This window comes from Bacillus sp. F56, from assembly GCF_001748205.1.
Lineage (GTDB): Bacteria > Bacillota > Bacilli > Bacillales > Bacillaceae > Bacillus > Bacillus stercoris.
The window spans coordinates 81006-100752 of record NZ_BDFC01000004.1 but is presented as its reverse complement, the minus strand read 5'-3'; the positions used below and the strand labels follow the sequence as shown (position 1 = coordinate 100752).

At 42.1% G+C, this 19747-nt stretch carries 19 protein-coding genes and 2 pseudogenes; 10 read left to right on the top strand and 11 right to left on the bottom strand.

Annotation, left to right across the window (positions count from 1 at the left end; all coding sequences use genetic code 11):
- Nucleotides 1–19 precede the first annotated feature (19 nt).
- From gntP to ahpF, 4 genes are all read left to right on the top strand, one after another.
- Nucleotides 20–1366, top strand: a complete 1347-nt coding sequence (gene gntP / locus BFW96_RS00635; protein WP_014666059.1) for a gluconate permease GntP — start codon at nt 20–22, stop codon at nt 1364–1366.
- A gap of 22 nt (nt 1367–1388) precedes the next feature.
- On the top strand, nt 1389–2795 hold the full coding sequence (gene gnd, locus BFW96_RS00630; protein ID WP_069838326.1) for a decarboxylating NADP(+)-dependent phosphogluconate dehydrogenase: 1407 nt from the start codon (nt 1389–1391) through the stop codon (nt 2793–2795).
- A gap of 473 nt (nt 2796–3268) precedes the next feature.
- The gene (gene ahpC / locus BFW96_RS00625; protein ID WP_014666061.1) at nt 3269–3832 is read left to right on the top strand and encodes an alkyl hydroperoxide reductase subunit C; all 564 of its coding nucleotides are present in this window, start codon (nt 3269–3271) and stop codon (nt 3830–3832) included.
- Nucleotides 3833–3845: 13 nt separating this feature from the next.
- Nucleotides 3846–5375 carry an alkyl hydroperoxide reductase subunit F gene (ahpF, locus tag BFW96_RS00620; RefSeq protein ID WP_069838325.1) on the top strand — a complete coding sequence of 510 codons (1530 nt, stop codon included), beginning with the start codon at nt 3846–3848 and terminating at the stop codon, nt 5373–5375.
- Between the two features lie 143 nt (nt 5376–5518).
- Here the strand turns inward: ahpF and BFW96_RS21770 are convergent.
- Nucleotides 5519–5640: pseudogene (locus tag BFW96_RS21770) on the bottom strand (hypothetical protein); the annotation flags it as partial.
- A gap of 239 nt (nt 5641–5879) precedes the next feature.
- Here BFW96_RS21770 and BFW96_RS00615 point away from each other — a divergent pair.
- From BFW96_RS00615 to fbp, 3 genes and pseudogenes are all read left to right on the top strand, one after another.
- A pseudogene (locus tag BFW96_RS00615) lies at nt 5880–6409 on the top strand (Pathogenicity island protein).
- 40 nt (nt 6410–6449) lie between these two features.
- Nucleotides 6450–6611 (top strand): hypothetical protein, encoded by a 162-nt coding sequence (locus tag BFW96_RS00610; protein ID WP_069838324.1) that lies wholly within the window; start codon nt 6450–6452, stop codon nt 6609–6611.
- Nucleotides 6612–6814: 203 nt separating this feature from the next.
- Nucleotides 6815–8740, top strand: a complete 1926-nt coding sequence (gene fbp / locus BFW96_RS00605; RefSeq protein WP_069838323.1) for a fructose-1,6-bisphosphatase — start codon at nt 6815–6817, stop codon at nt 8738–8740.
- 254 nt (nt 8741–8994) lie between these two features.
- Here fbp and BFW96_RS20845 read toward each other — a convergent pair whose 3' ends face one another.
- From BFW96_RS20845 to BFW96_RS00590, 4 genes are all read right to left on the bottom strand, one after another.
- On the bottom strand, nt 8995–9135 hold the full coding sequence (locus tag BFW96_RS20845) for a TdeIII family type II restriction endonuclease (RefSeq protein ID WP_267888164.1): 141 nt from the start codon (nt 9133–9135) through the stop codon (nt 8995–8997).
- A 211-nt stretch (nt 9136–9346) separates the two neighbouring features.
- Complete coding sequence (locus BFW96_RS00600; RefSeq protein ID WP_069838322.1) at nt 9347–12586, bottom strand: hypothetical protein; 3240 nt, start codon at nt 12584–12586, stop codon at nt 9347–9349.
- 99 nt (nt 12587–12685) lie between these two features.
- On the bottom strand, nt 12686–13165 hold the full coding sequence (gene rlmH / locus BFW96_RS00595) for a 23S rRNA (pseudouridine(1915)-N(3))-methyltransferase RlmH (RefSeq protein WP_003226975.1): 480 nt from the start codon (nt 13163–13165) through the stop codon (nt 12686–12688).
- Between the two features lie 80 nt (nt 13166–13245).
- Nucleotides 13246–13416, bottom strand: coding sequence for a CxxH/CxxC protein (locus tag BFW96_RS00590; RefSeq protein WP_003219122.1), 171 nt, complete (start codon nt 13414–13416; stop codon nt 13246–13248).
- Between the two features lie 184 nt (nt 13417–13600).
- Between BFW96_RS00590 and BFW96_RS00585 the strand changes: the two genes are divergently transcribed.
- Nucleotides 13601–14011: a hypothetical protein gene (locus BFW96_RS00585; protein WP_069838321.1), complete on the top strand. Its 411-nt coding sequence runs from the start codon at nt 13601–13603 to the stop codon at nt 14009–14011.
- Between the two features lie 33 nt (nt 14012–14044).
- Here the strand turns inward: BFW96_RS00585 and fdhA are convergent, their stop codons facing one another.
- The 6 genes from fdhA to BFW96_RS00555 form a co-directional block, all read right to left on the bottom strand.
- Entirely contained in the window at nt 14045–15271 is a 1227-nt protein-coding gene (gene fdhA, locus BFW96_RS00580) for a formaldehyde dehydrogenase, glutathione-independent (RefSeq protein ID WP_083252771.1), read from the bottom strand.
- Nucleotides 15272–15333: 62 nt separating this feature from the next.
- A complete protein-coding gene (locus BFW96_RS00575; RefSeq protein ID WP_069838319.1) occupies nt 15334–15504 on the bottom strand; it encodes a hypothetical protein in 171 nt (56 codons plus the stop codon).
- Between the two features lie 101 nt (nt 15505–15605).
- On the bottom strand, nt 15606–15854 hold the full coding sequence (locus BFW96_RS00570; protein WP_069838318.1) for a DUF2651 family protein: 249 nt from the start codon (nt 15852–15854) through the stop codon (nt 15606–15608).
- 15 nt (nt 15855–15869) lie between these two features.
- Nucleotides 15870–17033: a hypothetical protein gene (locus BFW96_RS00565; protein ID WP_069838317.1), complete on the bottom strand. Its 1164-nt coding sequence runs from the start codon at nt 17031–17033 to the stop codon at nt 15870–15872.
- A 10-nt stretch (nt 17034–17043) separates the two neighbouring features.
- On the bottom strand, nt 17044–17781 hold the full coding sequence (locus tag BFW96_RS00560) for a YiiX/YebB-like N1pC/P60 family cysteine hydrolase (protein WP_069838316.1): 738 nt from the start codon (nt 17779–17781) through the stop codon (nt 17044–17046).
- Between the two features lie 147 nt (nt 17782–17928).
- Nucleotides 17929–18399, bottom strand: a complete 471-nt coding sequence (locus BFW96_RS00555; protein ID WP_069838315.1) for a GNAT family N-acetyltransferase — start codon at nt 18397–18399, stop codon at nt 17929–17931.
- 110 nt (nt 18400–18509) lie between these two features.
- Between BFW96_RS00555 and rapG the strand changes: the two genes are divergently transcribed.
- Nucleotides 18510–19607, top strand: coding sequence for a response regulator aspartate phosphatase RapG (gene rapG, locus BFW96_RS00550; protein ID WP_040081184.1), 1098 nt, complete (start codon nt 18510–18512; stop codon nt 19605–19607).
- Nucleotides 19608–19724: a Phr family secreted Rap phosphatase inhibitor gene (locus BFW96_RS00545; protein ID WP_014666080.1), complete on the top strand. Its 117-nt coding sequence runs from the start codon at nt 19608–19610 to the stop codon at nt 19722–19724.
- Nucleotides 19725–19747 lie beyond the last annotated feature (23 nt).

The following is a 19747-nucleotide window of genomic DNA, read 5'->3' as shown; positions in this document are numbered from 1 at the left end:
TGAAGGGGAGGGCATTACCATGCCGTTAATCATCGTTGCACTTGGGATCTTAGCATTACTATTTTTGATTATGGGCTTAAAACTAAACACATTTATTTCCCTGCTGGTCGTATCGTTCGGCGTGGCACTGGCACTCGGGATGCCGTTCGATAAAGTTGTCAGCTCCATCGAACAAGGAATAGGGGGGACTCTTGGCCACATCGCGCTCATCTTCGGACTCGGTGCGATGCTGGGCAAGCTGATCGCGGATTCAGGAGGCGCACAGCGCATTGCGATGACGCTCGTTAACAAATTCGGTGAGAAAAATATTCAATGGGCTGTTGTCATTGCCTCATTCATTATTGGGATTGCGTTATTTTTTGAAGTAGGACTCGTTCTATTAATTCCCATTGTCTTTGCGATTTCAAGAGAATTGAAGATTTCTATTTTATTTCTCGGAATCCCGATGGTCGCAGCACTATCCGTCACGCACGGTTTTCTGCCGCCGCACCCAGGACCAACGGCGATCGCTGGTGAGTATGGCGCAAACATTGGAGAAGTGCTGCTGTACGGCTTTATCGTTGCTGTTCCGACAGTGCTCATCGCAGGACCGTTATTTACAAAGTTCGCGAAAAAAATCGTTCCTGCATCATTTGAGAAAAACGGCAATATTGCATCACTCGGCACACAAAAAACGTTTAACCTTGAAGAAACACCCGGCTTTGGAATCAGTGTCTTTACTGCAATGCTCCCGATTATCATCATGTCGGTCGCGACCATTATCGACCTGCTTCAAGAAACAATCGGGTTTGCAGATAATGGCGTTTTAGCTTTTATCAGATTGATTGGAAACGCGTCGACTGCTATGATTATTTCGTTATTGGTTGCAGTCTATACAATGGGGATCAAACGCAACATTCCAGTCAAAACTGTGATGGACTCTTGTTCAACTGCCATTTCACAAATCGGCATGATGCTTTTAATCATCGGAGGCGGCGGCGCCTTCAAACAAGTGCTGATCAACGGCGGTGTTGGCGATTACGTAGCAGACTTATTCAAAGGAACGGCATTATCGCCAATCATTCTGGCATGGCTTATCGCAGCGATCCTGCGCATTTCTCTAGGTTCAGCCACTGTTGCCGCGCTAAGCACAACGGGTTTGGTCATACCGTTATTGGGGCATTCTGATGTTAACCTGGCGTTAGTCGTGCTCGCAACAGGCGCCGGAAGTGTCATCGCTTCACACGTCAATGACGCCGGCTTCTGGATGTTCAAGGAATACTTCGGATTAAGCATGAAAGAAACATTTGCCACATGGACATTGCTGGAAACCATTATTTCCGTTGCTGGACTGGGATTCATTTTATTGTTAAGTTTAGTTGTATGAAATTAAGAAGGAGCTGTAACACATGTTGAATACGATTGGTGTCATAGGCTTAGGCGTAATGGGAAGCAACATCGCCTTAAACATGGCAAATAAAGGTGAAAACGTCGCTGTCTATAATTACACCAGAGATCTAACGGACCAGCTTGTTCAAAAGCTGGATGGACAATCTCTCAGCCCGTATTACGAGCTAGAGGACTTTGTTCAATCGTTAGAGAAACCAAGAAAAATCTTTTTGATGGTCACAGCGGGTAAACCCGTAGATTCCGTCATCCAATCATTAATGCCTTTGCTTGAAGAAGGCGACGTCATCATGGATGGAGGAAACTCCCACTATGAAGACACAGAAAGAAGATATGACGAGCTGAAAGAAAAAGGGATCGGCTACCTGGGAGTCGGCATTTCCGGCGGTGAAGTCGGCGCATTAACAGGGCCTTCCATCATGCCGGGCGGAGATCGCGACGTCTATGAGAAAGCCGCTCCTATCCTGACAAAAATCGCAGCTCAAGTCGGAAACGACCCTTGCTGTGTCTATATCGGACCAAAAGGAGCAGGGCACTTTACAAAAATGGTGCACAACGGCATTGAGTATGCCGACATGCAGCTGATTGCAGAAGCGTATACGTTTCTGAGAGAAACACTGCGTCTGCCGCTTGATGAAATTGCATCTATTTTTGAAACATGGAATCAAGGTGAGCTGAAAAGCTATTTAATAGAGATTACAGCTGAGATTTTACGCAAAAAAGACGAAAAAACAAGGCAGCCTCTGATCGATGTCATTCTTGATAAAACCGGCCAAAAAGGAACCGGAAAATGGACGAGCATGCAGGCAATTGATAACGGCATCCCGTCCACGATCATCACAGAGTCCTTGTTCGCCCGCTACCTGTCATCCTTAAAAGAAGAACGCGTAGCGGCTCAAGATGTGTTAGCAGGCCCGGAAACGGAAGAAAAACATTTTGATAAAGACACGTGGATCGAATACGTCAGACAGGCTCTTTACATGGGGAAAGTATGCGCCTACGCACAAGGCTTTGCCCAATACAAAATGTCATCTGAGCTTTACGGCTGGAACCTGCCGCTCAAAGACATCGCGTTGATTTTCCGCGGCGGCTGCATCATCCGCGCAGATTTCCTAAATGTCATCAGCGAAGCATTCAGCGAGCAGCCAAACCTGTCAAACCTGATGATTGCGCCTTATTTCTCAGATAAGCTCCAGGCTTATCAAACAGGCATGCGAAAAGTCGTTTGCGAGGGCATCAGCACCGGAAGCTCATTCCCATGCTTAACAACAGCGCTCTCTTATTACGACGGCTACCGCGCAGGGCGTTCCAATGCGAACCTCTTGCAGGCGCAGCGCGATTACTTTGGCGCTCATACGTATGAACGGACTGATATGGACGGCGTTTTCCATACAAATTGGTCTGAATAACCTGTATCAAAAACACGGTCAGTTTCAACTGAACCGTGTTTTTTTCATCTATGTTTTCTTCTCAAACAACAGAAGACATAAGTTATGTTTTAAATCTCATAAACAGTGATACAATAATAGCTAGAAACAATCCCCAAGACCATCATGTGACAGCGGCTTGCTATTTTGTTCTATTCTGCTTTTGGTCATTGTCCTTTGCTCCTTGCCTATGGTGTCATAAAATGTTCAAATGCTCAAAACGTTCTGGCATTCTCATTTACAAAAGTCCCTGAAAACCTTGTCTAATTGAGAATCGGCCTCTCATCTGTTATAAAAGAAATGCCTAAATCCTACCTGTCACACCTTTAGCAAGATGAAAAAAAGTAGGTTATGGCTTGACAAAAAATATATATTAATTAATAATTCATATATAATTAGAATTATTATTGAAAGCGAATATGCTTTCTAATACATTTTTAGGAGGAATATACATTATGTCTTTAATCGGTAAAGAAGTACTTCCATTCGAAGCAAAAGCATTCAAAAACGGTGAATTCATCGATGTAACAAACGAATCTTTGAAAGGCCAATGGAGCGTGTTCTGCTTCTACCCAGCAGATTTCTCTTTCGTATGCCCAACTGAGCTTGAAGATCTTCAAAACCAATATGCTGCACTTCAAGAATTAGGTGTTGAAGTATACTCTATCTCTACAGATACTCACTTCGTACACAAAGGCTGGCATGACAGCTCTGAAAAAATCGGCAAAATCACTTACGCAATGATCGGTGACCCATCTCAAACGATCTCTCGCAACTTCGATGTTCTTGACGAAGAATCTGGTCTTGCTGACCGCGGAACATTCATCATCGATCCAGATGGCGTTATCCAAACTGTAGAAATCAATGCGGGCGGTATCGGCCGTGACGCAAGCAACCTGATCAGCAAAGTAAAAGCAGCTCAATACGTTCGTCAAAACCCAGGTGAAGTTTGCCCGGCTAAATGGGAAGAAGGCGGCGAAACTCTTACACCTAGCCTTGATCTAGTAGGTAAAATCTAAGGAGTGCATTCAATTGGTACTTGATGCAAATATCAAAGCACAATTAAATCAATATATGCAGCTAATTGAGAATGAAATTGTTCTCAAAGTTAGCGCAGGCGAAGATGACACTTCTAAGGACATGCTGGCTCTCGTTGATGAGCTGGCTTCCATGTCATCTAAAATTTCAGTTGAAAAAGCTGAATTAAACAGAACGCCAAGCTTCAGTGTCAATCGTGTCGGAGAAGACACTGGCGTGACTTTCGCCGGTATCCCTCTGGGCCACGAATTTACATCATTAGTGTTGGCGTTGCTCCAAGTGAGCGGCAGACCGCCTAAGGTAGACCAAAAAGTCATTGATCAGGTGAAGAAGATCAGCGGTGAATACCACTTTGAATCTTATATCAGCCTGACATGCCACAACTGTCCTGATGTTGTACAAGCTTTAAACATGATGAGCGTGCTGAACCCGAACATTACGCACACGATGATTGACGGTGCAGCATACAAAGCAGAAGTTGAAAGCAAAAACATTATGGCAGTGCCGACCGTTTACCTGAATGGCGAATCGTTCGGAAGCGGCCGTATGACGCTTGAAGAAATTCTTGCGAAAATGGGCAGCGGCGCAGATGCATCTGAGTTTGCTGACAAAGAGCCGTTTGACGTTCTTGTTGTCGGAGGCGGACCTGCTGGTGCAAGTGCAGCGATCTACACTGCACGTAAAGGCATCCGCACTGGTGTTGTCGCTGAGCGCTTCGGCGGACAGGTTCTCGACACCATGAGCATCGAAAACTTCATCAGCGTCAAAGCGACGGAAGGACCGAAGCTTGCGGCAAGCCTTGAAGAGCATGTGAAGGAATATGATATTGATGTCATGAACCTTCAGCGTGCGAAACGCCTTGAGAAGAAAGATCTGTTCGAGCTTGAACTCGAAAACGGCGCTGTCCTGAAAAGTAAAACAGTGATCCTTTCAACAGGTGCACGCTGGCGCAATGTCAACGTACCTGGTGAACAAGAGTTCAAAAACAAAGGTGTCGCATACTGCCCGCACTGTGATGGGCCATTGTTTGAAGGCAAAGACGTTGCGGTAATCGGCGGCGGAAACTCTGGAATCGAAGCAGCGATTGACCTTGCAGGTATTGTCAATCACGTTACCGTGCTAGAGTTCGCGCCGGAACTGAAGGCAGACGAAGTCCTGCAAAAACGTCTCTACAGCCTGCCTAACGTTACTGTCGTGAAAAACGCACAAACAAAAGAAATCACAGGCGATCAGAGCGTTAACGGCATCACATACACAGACCGCGAAACGGGCGAAGAAAAACACGTTGAACTTCAAGGTGTATTCGTCCAAATCGGTCTCGTGCCAAACACAGAATGGTTAGAAGGAACGGTTGAACGCAACCGCATCGGCGAAATCATTGTCGACAAACACGGCGCAACAAGCGTACCAGGCTTATTTGCTGCCGGCGACTGCACAGACAGTGCGTACAATCAGATTATTATTTCTATGGGTTCAGGTGCAACTGCCGCTCTCGGCGCGTTTGATTACCTAATCCGTAACTAATATAAGAAATCCGCTATATTGCCAGATTGGCAGGATAGCGGATTTTTCTTATTTTATAGAAAAACTCCCGAACCGCACTTCAGTAAAAGTACTTGATTCGGGCCGGCTTCTTATAGTTCCTCGCCATTCGTTTGAATGACATTTTAGTACCACTCAAATGAGTCTTTCTTATATCGCTTCATGGATCCGTTTCCTTCATTGTCACGATCAACATAGATCATGCCGTAGTAGCGTCAATAATGCCCCAAGGCGTATAGCCGATTAAACATAGCTTGCTTTTTGTTGTGAACTATTTTACATTAGCAACTCTTTTTCTTTTATGAATACTTCAGTAAAAAAGTGTTGTTACTAGAATGAAAAGTCACCATCAATTATCTATGACTTTTGAAGCGAAAATGTAAATATAGTTAGTTCAGTATAATCAAATTTCAGTCATTTCTTAAATTAAGGTTTAACAGGCGAAACGTCTCTGTTAGTATGGCAACCAAAGGAGAAGGATAAATGATGCAAAGGATAATGAAGCTAACCACAGTAAAATTGGCGACCTTGGTATTCCTAGTAGGTGCCTTATCCCTCCCGGTTTTACCTATTGCAGCGAATGCTACAGAATCCCAAGCTATATACAATATTGAAAACCTCAATGATAGTGAGCTGAAGATGACGTTCGATCATGCAGATGTTCAGCTTGCTGATGGAAATGCAATATTAAAAGATCATGTAACAGGCGAAGAACAAGTTCTCCCTAAAAGCTCAACTGACAAAAATGGTGTTCCTGTTACACTACAATACGAAAAACTCGTTCATGGCGTTTTAATCAAAGTAGTAAACCAAGACTCTGGACAAACTAGCGGTACAATCAGCACTCAATCCGTTGGAAAATGTATTCTAGGTACTGGCGACGGTGCGATAACTGGTGGCGGTACACTAGGTCTTGCAGGAGCTGCCGTAGGACAGTCACAATCCCCGGCATTGGAACTGTAGGGGCTGGCGCTGTTGGCGGTGGGATGACAGGGGCTGCTGCATCTTGCTTCTAATATAGAACTCTTCTTTCATTAACTATGGAAGGTGGTCGACATGTACAAAATCATCATTCCTGTCATACTAGTCATCTTCGCGCTCTGGATACTCTTGCAAATTTCACTAGAGATGAGCATCGTTAAGAATCCAATGAACTACTTTATCGTATTCATTGTCTTTTTCCTCTTTATCAAGATGTTGAAAGAAAAACAACAATAGTTTGCTTTGAACAGGAAACCAGATTTGACATCTGGTTTTTTTGTGTTTCACTTTATCCACTCGTTTCAATTGTCTCTAAAAGCAGTTATGCGGTACTATCATATAAAGGTCCAATAATGAAAACCAATGTCATACTTTTAAATTCACCTTATCATGCACATGCTCATAAATAGGGGTTTATTCTAAAAAGGGGATGGACGATTTTGGAAAGCAAGTACCTAGATCTACTCGCGCAAAAATACGATTGTGAAGAAAAAGTGGTAACAGAAATCATTAATTTGAAAGCGATATTGAACCTGCCAAAGGGCACTGAGCATTTTGTCAGTGATTTGCACGGGGAGTATCAGGCATTCCAGCACGTGCTGCGCAATGGTTCAGGACGAGTCAAAGAGAAGATACGCGACATCTTCAGCGGTGTCATTTACGATAGAGAAATCGATGAATTAGCGGCATTGGTCTATTATCCGGAAGACAAATTGAAGTTAATCAAACATGACTTTGATGCGAAACCGGCATTAAACGAGTGGTATAAAGAAACGATTAATCGAATGATTAAGCTCGTTTCATATTGCTCCTCCAAGTATACCCGCTCCAAATTGCGCAAAGCACTGCCTGCCCAGTTTGCTTATATTACGGAGGAGCTGTTATACAAAACAGAACAAGCTGGCAACAAGGAGCAATATTACTCCGAAATCATTGATCAGATCATTGAACTTGGCCAAGCCGATAAGTTGATCACCGGCCTTGCTTACAGCGTTCAGCGGCTGGTAGTCGACCATTTGCATGTTGTCGGCGATATTTACGACCGCGGACCGCAGCCGGATAGAATTATGGAAGAACTGATCAACTATCATTCTGTCGACATTCAGTGGGGAAATCACGATGTCCTTTGGATTGGTGCCTATGCCGGTTCCAAAGTGTGCCTGGCCAATATTATCCGTATCTGTGCCCGCTATGACAACCTGGATATTATTGAGGACGTGTACGGCATCAACCTGAGACCGCTGCTGAACCTGGCCGAAAAATATTACGATGATAATCCAGCGTTCCGTCCAAAAGCAGACGACAACAGGCCAGAGGATGAGATTAAGCAAATCACAAAAATCCATCAAGCGATTGCGATGATCCAATTCAAGCTTGAGAGCCCGATTATCAAGAGACGGCCGAACTTTAATATGGAAGAGCGGCTGTTATTAGAGAAAATAGATTATGACAAAAACGAAATCACGCTAAACGGAAAAACATATCAATTGGAAAACACCTGCTTTGCGACGATTAATCCGGAGCAGCCAGATCAGCTATTAGAAGAAGAAACAGAAGTCATAGACAAGCTGCTGTTCTCTGTCCAGCATTCCGAAAAGCTGGGCCGTCATATGAATTTTATGATGAAAAAAGGCAGCCTTTATTTAAAATATAACGGCAACCTGTTGATTCACGGCTGTATTCCTGTCGATGAAAACGGCAATATGGAAACGATGATGATTGAGGATAAACCGTATGCGGGCCGTGAGCTGCTCGATGTATTTGAACGATTCTTACGGGAAGCCTTTGCCCACCCGGAAGAAACCGATGACCTGGCGACAGATATGGCCTGGTATTTATGGACAGGCGAATACTCCTCTCTCTTCGGAAAACGGGCCATGACGACATTTGAGCGGTATTTCATTAAAGAGAAGGAAACGCATAAAGAAAAGAAAAACCCGTATTATTATTTACGCGAGGACGAGGCAACCTGCCGAAACATCCTGGCAGAATTCGGCCTCAATCCAGATCATGGCCATATCATCAACGGCCATACACCGGTAAAAGAAATCGAAGGAGAAGACCCAATCAAAGCAAACGGAAAAATGATCGTCATCGACGGCGGCTTCTCCAAAGCCTACCAATCCACAACAGGCATCGCCGGCTACACACTGCTATACAACTCCTACGGCATGCAGCTCGTCGCCCATAAACACTTCAACTCCAAGGCAGAAGTCCTAAGCACCGGAACCGACGTCTTAACGGTCAAACGATTAGTGGACAAAGAACTTGAGCGGAAGAAAGTGAAGGAAACGAATGTGGGTGAGGAACTGTTGCAGGAAGTAGCGATTTTGGAGAGTTTGCGGGAGTATCGGTATATGAAGTGAGGAATATTTAGGGTTCAGAGATGATTTTCTCTGGGCTCTTTTTTGCGTTTTCCAGATCTATTTAGTGCGACACCTTCTTAAAAATAAACCATTTCCAATAAATGTATATAAATATGAACTAAAGAAGAATGGAGGCAATGGATGGGTATCCAAAACAAGGAATATCTTGATGGATTCGTTTATTTATAGAATAAGTAAAAAGAGAAGCGGTTTTTATCCGCCTCTTACAATCCGAAGTATTCTCTTCTAATTCGTTAAGATGTATGTTGCCCTACCTCATCAAAAATATCGAGTAGTTCTGTATATGTATTTAAATCATTTCCAATCTGATTCCAAAAAGAGGAGTCAACAAGTACAAAGTTAGTATCATCCATATCAAAAAATTTTGCAGGTATTTTATGTTTTTATTTTATTTTAGCTTTATTTACAAACACCATTATGTTGTGGGATATTCACTTATTAGTACTCCTACTGCAATTTTCCATATCATGTTTTTATCTCCAAAATAATATTTTTTATTATAAAAAGCTTACGAATAGAGAGGGGCCATTAAGGCTAAGGAGCGTATTTATAAACTCGTTTTTATTAATGAACTTCATAGAATCATTATAACTGATTATTTACATCTACATCGTAAATCAATGATTCTCTTAGAAACCACTTTAGAATTTCGTACATTTTATTCCAGTTGATATCAATCTCGTATTGTTCAAGAAATCGCGGTATATTACCAATCAACAAATTCCAATTACCAATGTATTCTCTATCTGATACTCTAGCAAACATTGCATTATGTATTATCTTTAAGTGGGACATTCTGATTTCATCCAAGTTATAAAGAGAATATAAATCTACAAACGGTAAACAGGAATGCCACCCATCAGAGTATCTTGATACTTCAAGATATCCGATTTGGTTTTCATGTATATACTCTATGTCTGCTTCATGAATACATCCATGTTTAAATGGGATATAGCTGTCTTCTTCTTTTACTTGCTTTAGTATTTCTATTCCTTTTTCAGTAATCATTTCCTCAATTTCTTCATCATCAATCAGCCCGAATATTTTGTAACCATAGTAATCTATAGCGTCAAGAACACGATTAAAGTACTTACTTCGCAATGGATTTAGTATATCTCTGTATTCAATGGTTTTTCCATAATTATGATATGAAAGCATTTTATATATTCTTTGATCAACGTGCTTAACATCAAGGCAATTTATTTTCTCGGGTGTTAAATCGAATATATCTACCGGAAAATCACTATCATTAAATGCACCAATTTGACCTAATTTATTTATAAGTGAATCATCTTTCAGATTTATATAGCTTCCAAGTAGATGCCTAATCCCTTTTTCACTTTGATTCATTACTTTTCTTAGTATTTCAATCGACTTTAAATCTTCTAAAAAACCAAATTTCTCAAACACTGTTAATGCACTATCTAGAGTATAAACACTGTAATCTTTTCGATTGTAATACATTGCCCACACTCGATTAACTGAATAAATATCAATCTGTCTCTTTTCATGATTGGCTAACCTTATAAAGGATTGTGCATACTCTACTGTTTCAAAAGATCCATTTGGAACACTATTCCTTATAATGTCGCTCAAAGATTTACCATAAAAGAAATTCTTTTCTCCTAATTCACCTATCTCATTGAGTTGGTATTTAACAGATGATAGTATCCTGGCTGACCATCTACCTCTAATACCATTCTCTTCGACAATTTTCCTTAATCGATATGTTGCTATGTTTTCATCGTTATTCAAGAATTCATCTAGTATTTTATAATAGATATCCTCTTTATCTTGGTGAACCCAGACTTTTACCATATGTCTTATTAAGATATCTTGTTTACCAAATTCGAATATATCATTTTCTTGTAACTTTTCTAATGTTTCTTTGTAGTTCGGCTTTTCTTTCCGTTTTTCAAAGTAGCAATGTTCATCATTCAATTTCTCATATAGTTCATTTATTTGATTTGGATCATACATTCTATCTGCTAAATACCTTTTATATGATGCTTCGTCCTTCAACTTTAAAAGGATAAAAATATTCCATAAAACACCAGTACTAAATATCTCTTCCTCTATAGTTAAATGATCATTCATATATATAAGAATTTGATACACCAAACCATCATATCCAATTAAGTCATTACGATTAGCCATTTGATAAACCAAAGCAAATGAATAATAATGATATAGATCTAGTACTCCTTCTCGTTGCTCTAATAACTTCTGTAGCTGGTTGTAAAATGAGGTTATTGAATTATAATCTAAAGTTCTTTCAAGTAGAGCTGAAAAATTATCAACCTCGCTATACATCCATAATAGTTCATTATAGAAATCTTCACTAAGTTCAAATGAAGACAATCTTGACATGAAATTAATATCTCCATTCAATAAACTACTCTGTACAAACTGATTCACTCTGCCTTTTAATTCTGGATAACTTTCTAGTTGATACCTCAAGTATGTATTAAAACTATCATGAATTAAAGAAATCCTATTCATTGTCCTTTTAAACAAGTATGGATGTACTTCAATAAAGTCCATGATTGCGTCTACCACGAAAGATTCGTTAAGAATAGTTCTAAGCTCGGATTCTGTGAAGAAACTATTGTTTGTTGCAAAAATAGATAATAATGACTTTGGATTAGCTTTTTCAAGCAAAATACTATAATATTGATTTAAGTTTTCAATCTCAAGCCCAATATTAATCTCTTTATGCATTATATAATGTTCAGCAATAAAATAAGTGATTATCGGATAACCATCGGTAACTTCGTAGATTTCCTTAACAACTCTGTATTCATAGATGTTGTAAGCCATAGCCAAATATAATGCAGTTTCGTCAAAACTCCAATTTATCAATTCCATAGGTTGCCAACTAACTTTAGCTAAAAGTGGTCTTGATAAAACAACCAAACGAGCTTCTTTCAATGAATTAATAAAATCTATGTATAGTTGAAGCTCTTTCGGATTATAATTTTCAACATGATCTAGACCATCAATAATCAATATTTTTTCTTGTCTAATAATTTCTTGAATCAGTTCTTCGATGGTGTAACTCCTTGGAGAATTGAAAATTCCTAGTGCCACATCATTTAAAAACGTATCAAATTGCAACCGTTTCATAAGTCGTTCATCTTGAGATCCAGTCCAAAACCTATACACTATTGCATCATTATATTTTTGAATCAACTCTTCGACATAATGGCTTTTGCCTACACCTGGCTTACCATATATCCATAAAATACCTTTCTCCACGCTTTCTAATGGTTCTCGAATTAAGATTGTTCTGTCATTTAAGTCTAAAGACATTCTTATCATTTTTGGTAGTTCCTCTTCATTTATCACAAAGTTTGAGGAAGTTATCAAAGAAAATGCGAACTGAATTATCTGAATTTCTCTACTTTCAGTACTAAACATCTCATCAAGTAAATCTTGTACATCAAATGGAGTTAGTGGTATTATCACAATTCCGTTTACTTTTTTTGCTGGAAAACCCATGAACTCTGAATCTGTATCAATCTGATCAGTATTAATTATTACAATATTATTCTCATCTTGATTGTAGTCATTAGAGTTTCCTTTGATTCGAACACTGTCTTTGGTAATAACAATGTCATCCAATGTAGTACTAGGGTAATTTTTTACTTGAATTCTATAATTCTCATCAGCCTCTATATATAAATCATCAAAGTTTCCACTAATAATCGTTTCCGATTCAATTTTTTTGATTTTCCTTTCAACATCCATCTTTGCTACAAACAGCGTAAATATGTAGTGTTGAAATGTGTAACCTTTAAGTGCATTTCGTGCAACTTGCCCCATAACTTCCCTCCTCTATTCATCAATACTTTATTAAATCTTTTAGTTTCTCTATATGCTATCACTTACTAAAGCGTAAATCTTACGCCTCAAAAACCTCATTTACTTATGGTACGGCTCACCACGATTAATCCGAAAAGCCCGATAAATCTGCTCGACTAGTATGAGACGCATCAACTGATGAGGAAACGTCATCTTTGAAAACGACAGCTTTTCGTCCGCTCGCTTCATCACCGCGTCACTCAGTCCAAGTGATCCGCCGATGACGAAGGTGACTTTGCTTTTTCCATAAGTAGCCAGCTTATCTATTGTATCGGCTAGTTCTTCGGATGTTTTCATTTTTCCTTCGATGGCGAGGGCGATGACGTGGGCGTCGGGGCTGATTTTGGATAGGATGCGGTCGCCTTCTTTGTCTTTTATGATTTTCATGTCCTGGTCGCTTAGGTTTTCCGGCGCTTTTTCGTCCGGGAGTTCGATGATGTCGATTTTTGCGTAGGCCGAAAGTCGTTTGGTGTATTCTTCAATGCCTTGCTTGAGGTATTTTTCTTTTAGTTTTCCGATTGTCACAATATTGATATTCACAGGTCATCCCCACTTTAAAAACAAGTTATTCATATATGTTGTCCACAATTGTGGATATCTTTTCTGTATTTTGTGTAAGATCATTCGTTCCCCACTATATATACTGCGGGGTCTCCACATAATTCACAGGCTGTGGATAAACTGTTAGTATGTTCGATTTTTCTGATTTCGGGCGGCAGCTCGTGGTCGTCTATGTACATATCCAGTACCGTTTCGATGTGTTCTTCACAGGAATAATACGCTTGTTTCATGTTCAAATCCTCCGATGTTTTCTTCCATTTTTACAATTGTTCTCTTCTCAATATAACCTATTTATTCACATGTTAGTAGTGCTTCGGGCTGAGTTTTATCCACAATTCGACAAACAAGCTGTTGATGACTCTATTTCGCTCGTGTGTTAGTTTGGAGGTAACCAATGTGTGGGGAGGTCTGCATTTGCGGCTCAAATGGGTTTGGCTTTTTGTGATCATGTTGCTGCTTGCTGGGTGTCAGCCGTCTTATTGGGTGTTGGAGAAGGATCGACTTGATGAAGTGACAGATATAAAAATGTACGTAAATGATCTTCAAATGCATGATGACGTGAAAGGATATCAAGTCTTCACCATATCTGAAGGCAAAAAAATGGTCGTGGTGTCTCTCGGAAGTAGCGCGAATGATAAGAAGCTTGATGTGTCAGACGTCAAATACTCGCCTAAAGAAACAATTGTGACTGTGAAAAGAAAACCTGCTCCTAAGGCAAATGAGAAAAATCCTTATATTTTGATTGGACTGGACAAAATTGAAGGGGATTTAATTGTTCAAGACGAAACAGGAGATCGCTTTGAAGAAACAGATTACCAGCAATAAAGCCGGCGTTCAGAGAACGTCCGGCTTTTTCTTTTACTTCAATGTTCCATGCGGGTCGATGACGAATTTTTTGGCTGCGCCTTTGTCGAAGTCGCTGTAGCCTTTTGGCGCGTCGTCCAGAGAAATGACGGTGGCGTTGACTGCTTTTGCGATTTGCGCTCTGCCGCTCAGGATCGCTTTCATCAAATTGCGGTTGTATGTCATGGCGGGCGTTTGTCCGGTGACGAAGGTGTGGGCTTTGGCCCAGCCGAGTCCGAAGCGGATTTTTAGTGAGCCTGTTTTGGCGTCCGCATCCGTTGCACCGGGATCTTCGGTCACGTATAAGCCTGGAATGCCAAGGCTGCCTCCGACCTGGGTGACGTCCATGATTGAGTTCAGCACGGCGGCTGGCGCTTCTCCTTGATTGCCGTGGCCAGATGCTTCAAAGCCGACGCAGTCCACTGCGGCATCAACGGTTGGTTCACCTAGTATTTGTTCAATTTGCTCGCCGAGGCGGTCATGTTTTTGCACGTTGACCGTTTCACAGCCGAAGCTTCTCGCCTGTGCCAGTCTGTCTTCGTTCAGATCGCCGACAATCACGGTGGAGGCGCCAAGGAGCTGAGCGGAGTGTGCAGCTGCCAAGCCGACAGGCCCCGCTCCCGCGATGTAAACGGTTGAACCTGTTTGCACGCCTGCTGTGTAAGCTCCATGGAAGCCTGTCGGGAAAATGTCGGACAGCATGGTCAAATCGAGAATCTTTTCTAGCGCCTGTTCTTTATCAGGGAATACCAAAAGCTGAAAATCGGCGTACGGCACCATGACGTATTCAGACTGGCCGCCGACCCAGCCGCCCATATCGACGTAGCCGTAAGCCGATCCCGGCCGGTCAGGATTGACATTCAGGCACACGTGCGTTTTCTGCGTTTTGCACATCACACAGCGTCCGCAGGCAATATTGAAAGGAACGGATACGATATCGCCTTTTTTGATAAATTCAACGTCCCGCCCCGTTTCAATAACTTCTCCGGTAATTTCATGCCCGAGCACCAAGCCTTCAGGCGCTGTTGTGCGGCCTCTGACCATATGCTGATCGCTTCCGCAAATGTTGGTTGTAATGACTTTGAGAATAACCCCGTGCTCACATTTCCGATTCACATTCGCCTTCGGAACGCCGGGTCCGTCCCTTAAGATTAACTCCGGATAACCGATATCCTCCACCGCTACAGTCCCTTTGCCTTTGTACACAACCGCTTTGTTTCCTGTCAACGCCATTCCTCCCATTCATGTGTTTGGACTCTTGGCCCTTGAACATGACTTCGGTTCGGCAAGACCCTTTCCCTTTCTCACGACTGTTTTTTCTGTATTCTTATAACGATAAAGATGCCAAGAAAGCAGCCAATAATGGTTGCGATGAGGTCAAACCAGTCGACTTTACGTCCATTTAACAGGAACACAGTAATGGCCGAAACCAGGCTGATCATAACTGCCAGAAGAATAACCCGTTTGGTCCGCATGTCATTACTCCTTTAGATTCGTTTCTATACCATACCCAAAATCTCTGCGAACTTCGGTTCAACAAAAAAAGAGACTTTATACCAGTCTCTTCATAAACAGGTCAATTAAAAAATTTCCTGAGAAATAATGTGACAATACTGGTTACTAACGCAATTGCCGTATACATAACAACCCAAAACAAGAATGAGCTGTTGCCCGAAGCTAACGTAAATAACAATATCAAGCTCGCGATAAGGACGATGAGCGGCGCCACCCAAAAACTCTTAAATAAAAAATGACCCGCTATACCAAATACACCTGCAATGATCGGAAAACCAAAAACGATAAATAAAACGGCGATAGCTCCCATAAAACCTCCTTGCCCTTAAAACCCCTTCATCACCTCAACATCATACAGCTTCAAATGACTCTTCGGCGTCACAACGTCCTTTACCTTCCCAATCTCTTTTTCTTTCATTTTCTTTCCGGTTTTCAGACTGTACTGTTCAATGTAGGCAGGCTTGTTATACGTGTATGTGAAGAAGTAGAGGCTGCTACCTTTTTGGGTGATTTCTTTGAAATCGGCTTTCATTTTGTCTCGGGAAAGAGTGAAGGCGATGCTTGTTTTTCCTGTCTTTGCATCGATTTTGTGTACCTTTCCGAAGCCGTCAATGAAGTACAGGTTCCCGTCATAAGAGAAGAAGCTTTTTTTGAAGCTAAAGGGCATGGAGCTGTATATCGTTTGTTCGTCGTTTTTGTATTCGGCGATGTCGTGCAGCTCTACTTTGCCGCTTTTTTTGTTGATCTTGACCATTTGATAGAGATTCCGCGCCTTTTGGCCGCGGATCATGACATACACAGCTTGATCGTCCACGGCAAGCTGGGATTCGACTGAGGCTCCTTCCCTGTACTGCCATTCCGTTATCTTGTGGTAGGTGAGCTTCTTCTGATCCGCTTGAATCTGAAGGAGCTCATAGCCTTTTTCATCAGCTGTCGGGACAAGTGCGAAAATCGCACCGTTATGAAAACCGGAGGCCCGAATGTAGGATGGGATGACGTCTTTTTTCCACTCTCCATCCATTTGGCGGTACAGCTCTGAGCGGTATCCGTCTCTCTTTTTGTCGTAGCCGGAGTTGTATAAGGTATAAAAACCGTCCGTGTTTTGCAGAAAGCCCGCGCTGTCTCCGGTGTGCTGGTAGGTTCTTTTATGGGAGCGCAAGCCGTTTTTGATCGTGTAAATCGTGTTTTTGTCCTCCAGCATCACACTGTCGCCGTGAACCTTGGCTGAGCCCAGCTCAAGGCCCTTCATCTTAAAGGAAGACAGCGACCCGTCCTGGCTGATAAACAGGGCGTAGCTTTTCCCGCCGCCAAATGCATCTTGATCCGCAGAGGATGAGAAATACAGCAGGATTTCTTTGTCATCCAGAAAACCGGGATCTCTGAGATCCTGCTGACTCACGGCTTTATGGCTTTTGAGAGGGGAAACGAAGACAAATAGTGCGATTCCTGCGAGAACAAGCATGGCAATGGTGATCATCCACTTTTTCATATCCCTCTCCTTATCTGATGGTCATAATGGTTGCTGTATAGGATGAGCTGGTGATGTCACGCGGATACACCCCTAAACCTCCGTTGCTGTCTATATCAATGCCGGCTTTCAGCAAAAAGGCGGACCATAGGAGCTTTGAACAGTTTTTGGCGCCGTCATGGCCGGTACTTCTGTTATTGACGAAGTTAAATGAGTATGGGTCGCCGACTTTTGATACCGCCCAGTCGGCAGCAGCTGTTTTTTGAGATGAGGTAACGCTGACGGTCTGCACAATGGAGTTGTCTTCCACGTCTCTGGCATTGTAAGCGATCTGCCTGACACCGTCGCCCGGGACAGATTCAACAATTTTGTCTGCGGCGGAATACATGCCGACGTGGCCATGATTATAGTAGGCTGTGTAGGAGTTCGTGTAATAGATATTGCCTTTCGCGCTTGTCGGAAGTTTTTTCGTGCCGGACGAGCCGCCCATGATAGACATGCCGCTTTCCTTGGCGAGCTTGTCACCTTCTGCTTTGTCAGCTGTGATTTCCTTATAGAACTGTTTTAGGATGACGTCTTGCTTTACGTGCTGCTGTTTGGCAATCTGGCTGGCCGATTTCATAATTTCCTCCGGTGTCGTGCCTGGCTGCAGTGCGGCGATTTCTTCTGCATAGTTTGTGGTCTTTACGGCTTTCGCTGGAGAAACAAACAGGCCGCCGCATATTGTAAGCGCTACCATAAATATTGATACCCTTTTCTTCATTCTCATTACATCTCCTCTTTTCATTTAAATGTAGGAAAATATACTTCCCTTCTCTATTATATTAGGAATATATGGAAAGAAACTAGTCCTTTTACAGAATTTTTAGAATTTATTTACAGAAGACTAAAAAAGGCCTTTACTAGGCCCTTTTCGTTAAAGCTCTTTGCTCATTACCACGTCTGTTTCTTGAAATCCTGTTCGCTCATATAGCTTTCGCGCCGTCTGATTATGGGCAAAGACGTGAAGGGACAGCTTCCGGATTTCCATGCTGCGGGCCGTGTTATCTAATGCTGCCAATGCTTGCTTTGCGTAGCCCTTGCCCCGATACGGTTCATATAACCCGAAATCGTAAATAAATGCTTCCTGCTGCGGATGCTCCGGTTCAGCATGGATCCAGAGCCAGCCAACGATTTCCTTTTCATTCAGCGTGAGGCTCCACAAATGGTGATGGGGGGTTTCCAGCCCTCTCGGAAGCAGATCAGTAAACGTCTGCCTAGACAAAAGCTGTGCGTCTTCAGGCAGCCATGCTCCCGCTTTTACCTTTTCTTCCGCGTAATGCTTTGTTGTGTACGTGAGATAGGACCGAAATTCTTCTGTCTGCATAGGGGTCAGTATGATTGTCATATCATCTCTCCTTCATATATTGACTAGAGGATTTTACATAAAATAGAAAGAGGTGTTACTATCAGAATAAGCAACTGAGATTGATAAGTCACTAGAGAAAGGAGTTTCACATGAATAAGATTGCACCTGCAGAAATCGCTAGCATGCTCAACGATTGGTACCTTGCTATCAAGAAACATGAAGTGGAAGAGTCCTCCCGTTTATTTGAAGAAGTGAAGCCTTTATTGGATGACATGGAAGAGGATCAAGAGGTGCTTGCCTACTTCTCCTTATTGGAACTGCGCCACAAGGTTTTGCTTCACGAGGCGAGAGGACAGGGTTTTCAGCATGAGGAGCCTTCTCATATGAATGCTACGTCTGACATGCTGAAATATTACTTTTTTCTGTTTGAAGGCATGTATGAGGCCTATAAAAATAATTATGATATTGCCATTGGGCTGTATAAAGATGCAGAGCAGTATCTCAACAACATTCCCGATCCGATTGAGAAAGCCGAATTTCACCTGAAGGTCGGAAAGCTCTATTATAAGCTGGGACAAAATATTGTGTCCCTCAATCATACACGGCAAGCGGTCAAAACGTTTAGGGAAGAGACTGATTATAAAAAGAAGCTGGCTTCAGCCCTGATTACCATGTCAGGCAATTTTACAGAAATTGGGCAATTTGAAGAAGCTAAAACATATTTGGACGAAGCAATTCGGATCACAAGAGAATTGGAGGATCATTTTTTTGAAGCCCAGCTTTTGCATAACTTCGGACTTCTCCATGCGCAAAGCGGCCAATCAGAACAAGCAGTCTCCAAATTAGAAGAGGCCTTGCAGAACGAAGAGTATGCCCGCTCCGCCTATTATTATCATTCTGCCTACCTGCTGATACGAGAGCTGTTTAAGGTCAAAAAGAAAGAACAGGCTTTATCTTATTACCAAGAAGTGAAGGAAAAATTGGCTGCTGAGCCGAATAGAATATGTGAGGCAAAAATAGACATTTTATATGCCATTTATGCAGAAGGGGGTCATGCGGAAACGTTTTACTTATGCAAACAACATATGGATGACTTGTTGTCCGAGAAAGAGTATGACAGTGTAAGAGAACTTTCCATTTTGGCTGGCGAACGGTATAGGGAACTTGAGCTTTACAAAGAAGCTGCCCACTTTTTTTATGAAGCCTTACAAATTGAAGAACTGATTAAACGAACGGAGGTTATATAAATGAAAAAATTTTTGATTGGCGCAGGCGTCGCAGCGGTGATGTTATCAGGCTGGTTTATTGCGGATCATCAAACCCATTCACAGGAGATGAAAGTCGCTGAGAAAATGATTGGATAAATGAAAAACCCCCGCGGGATGCG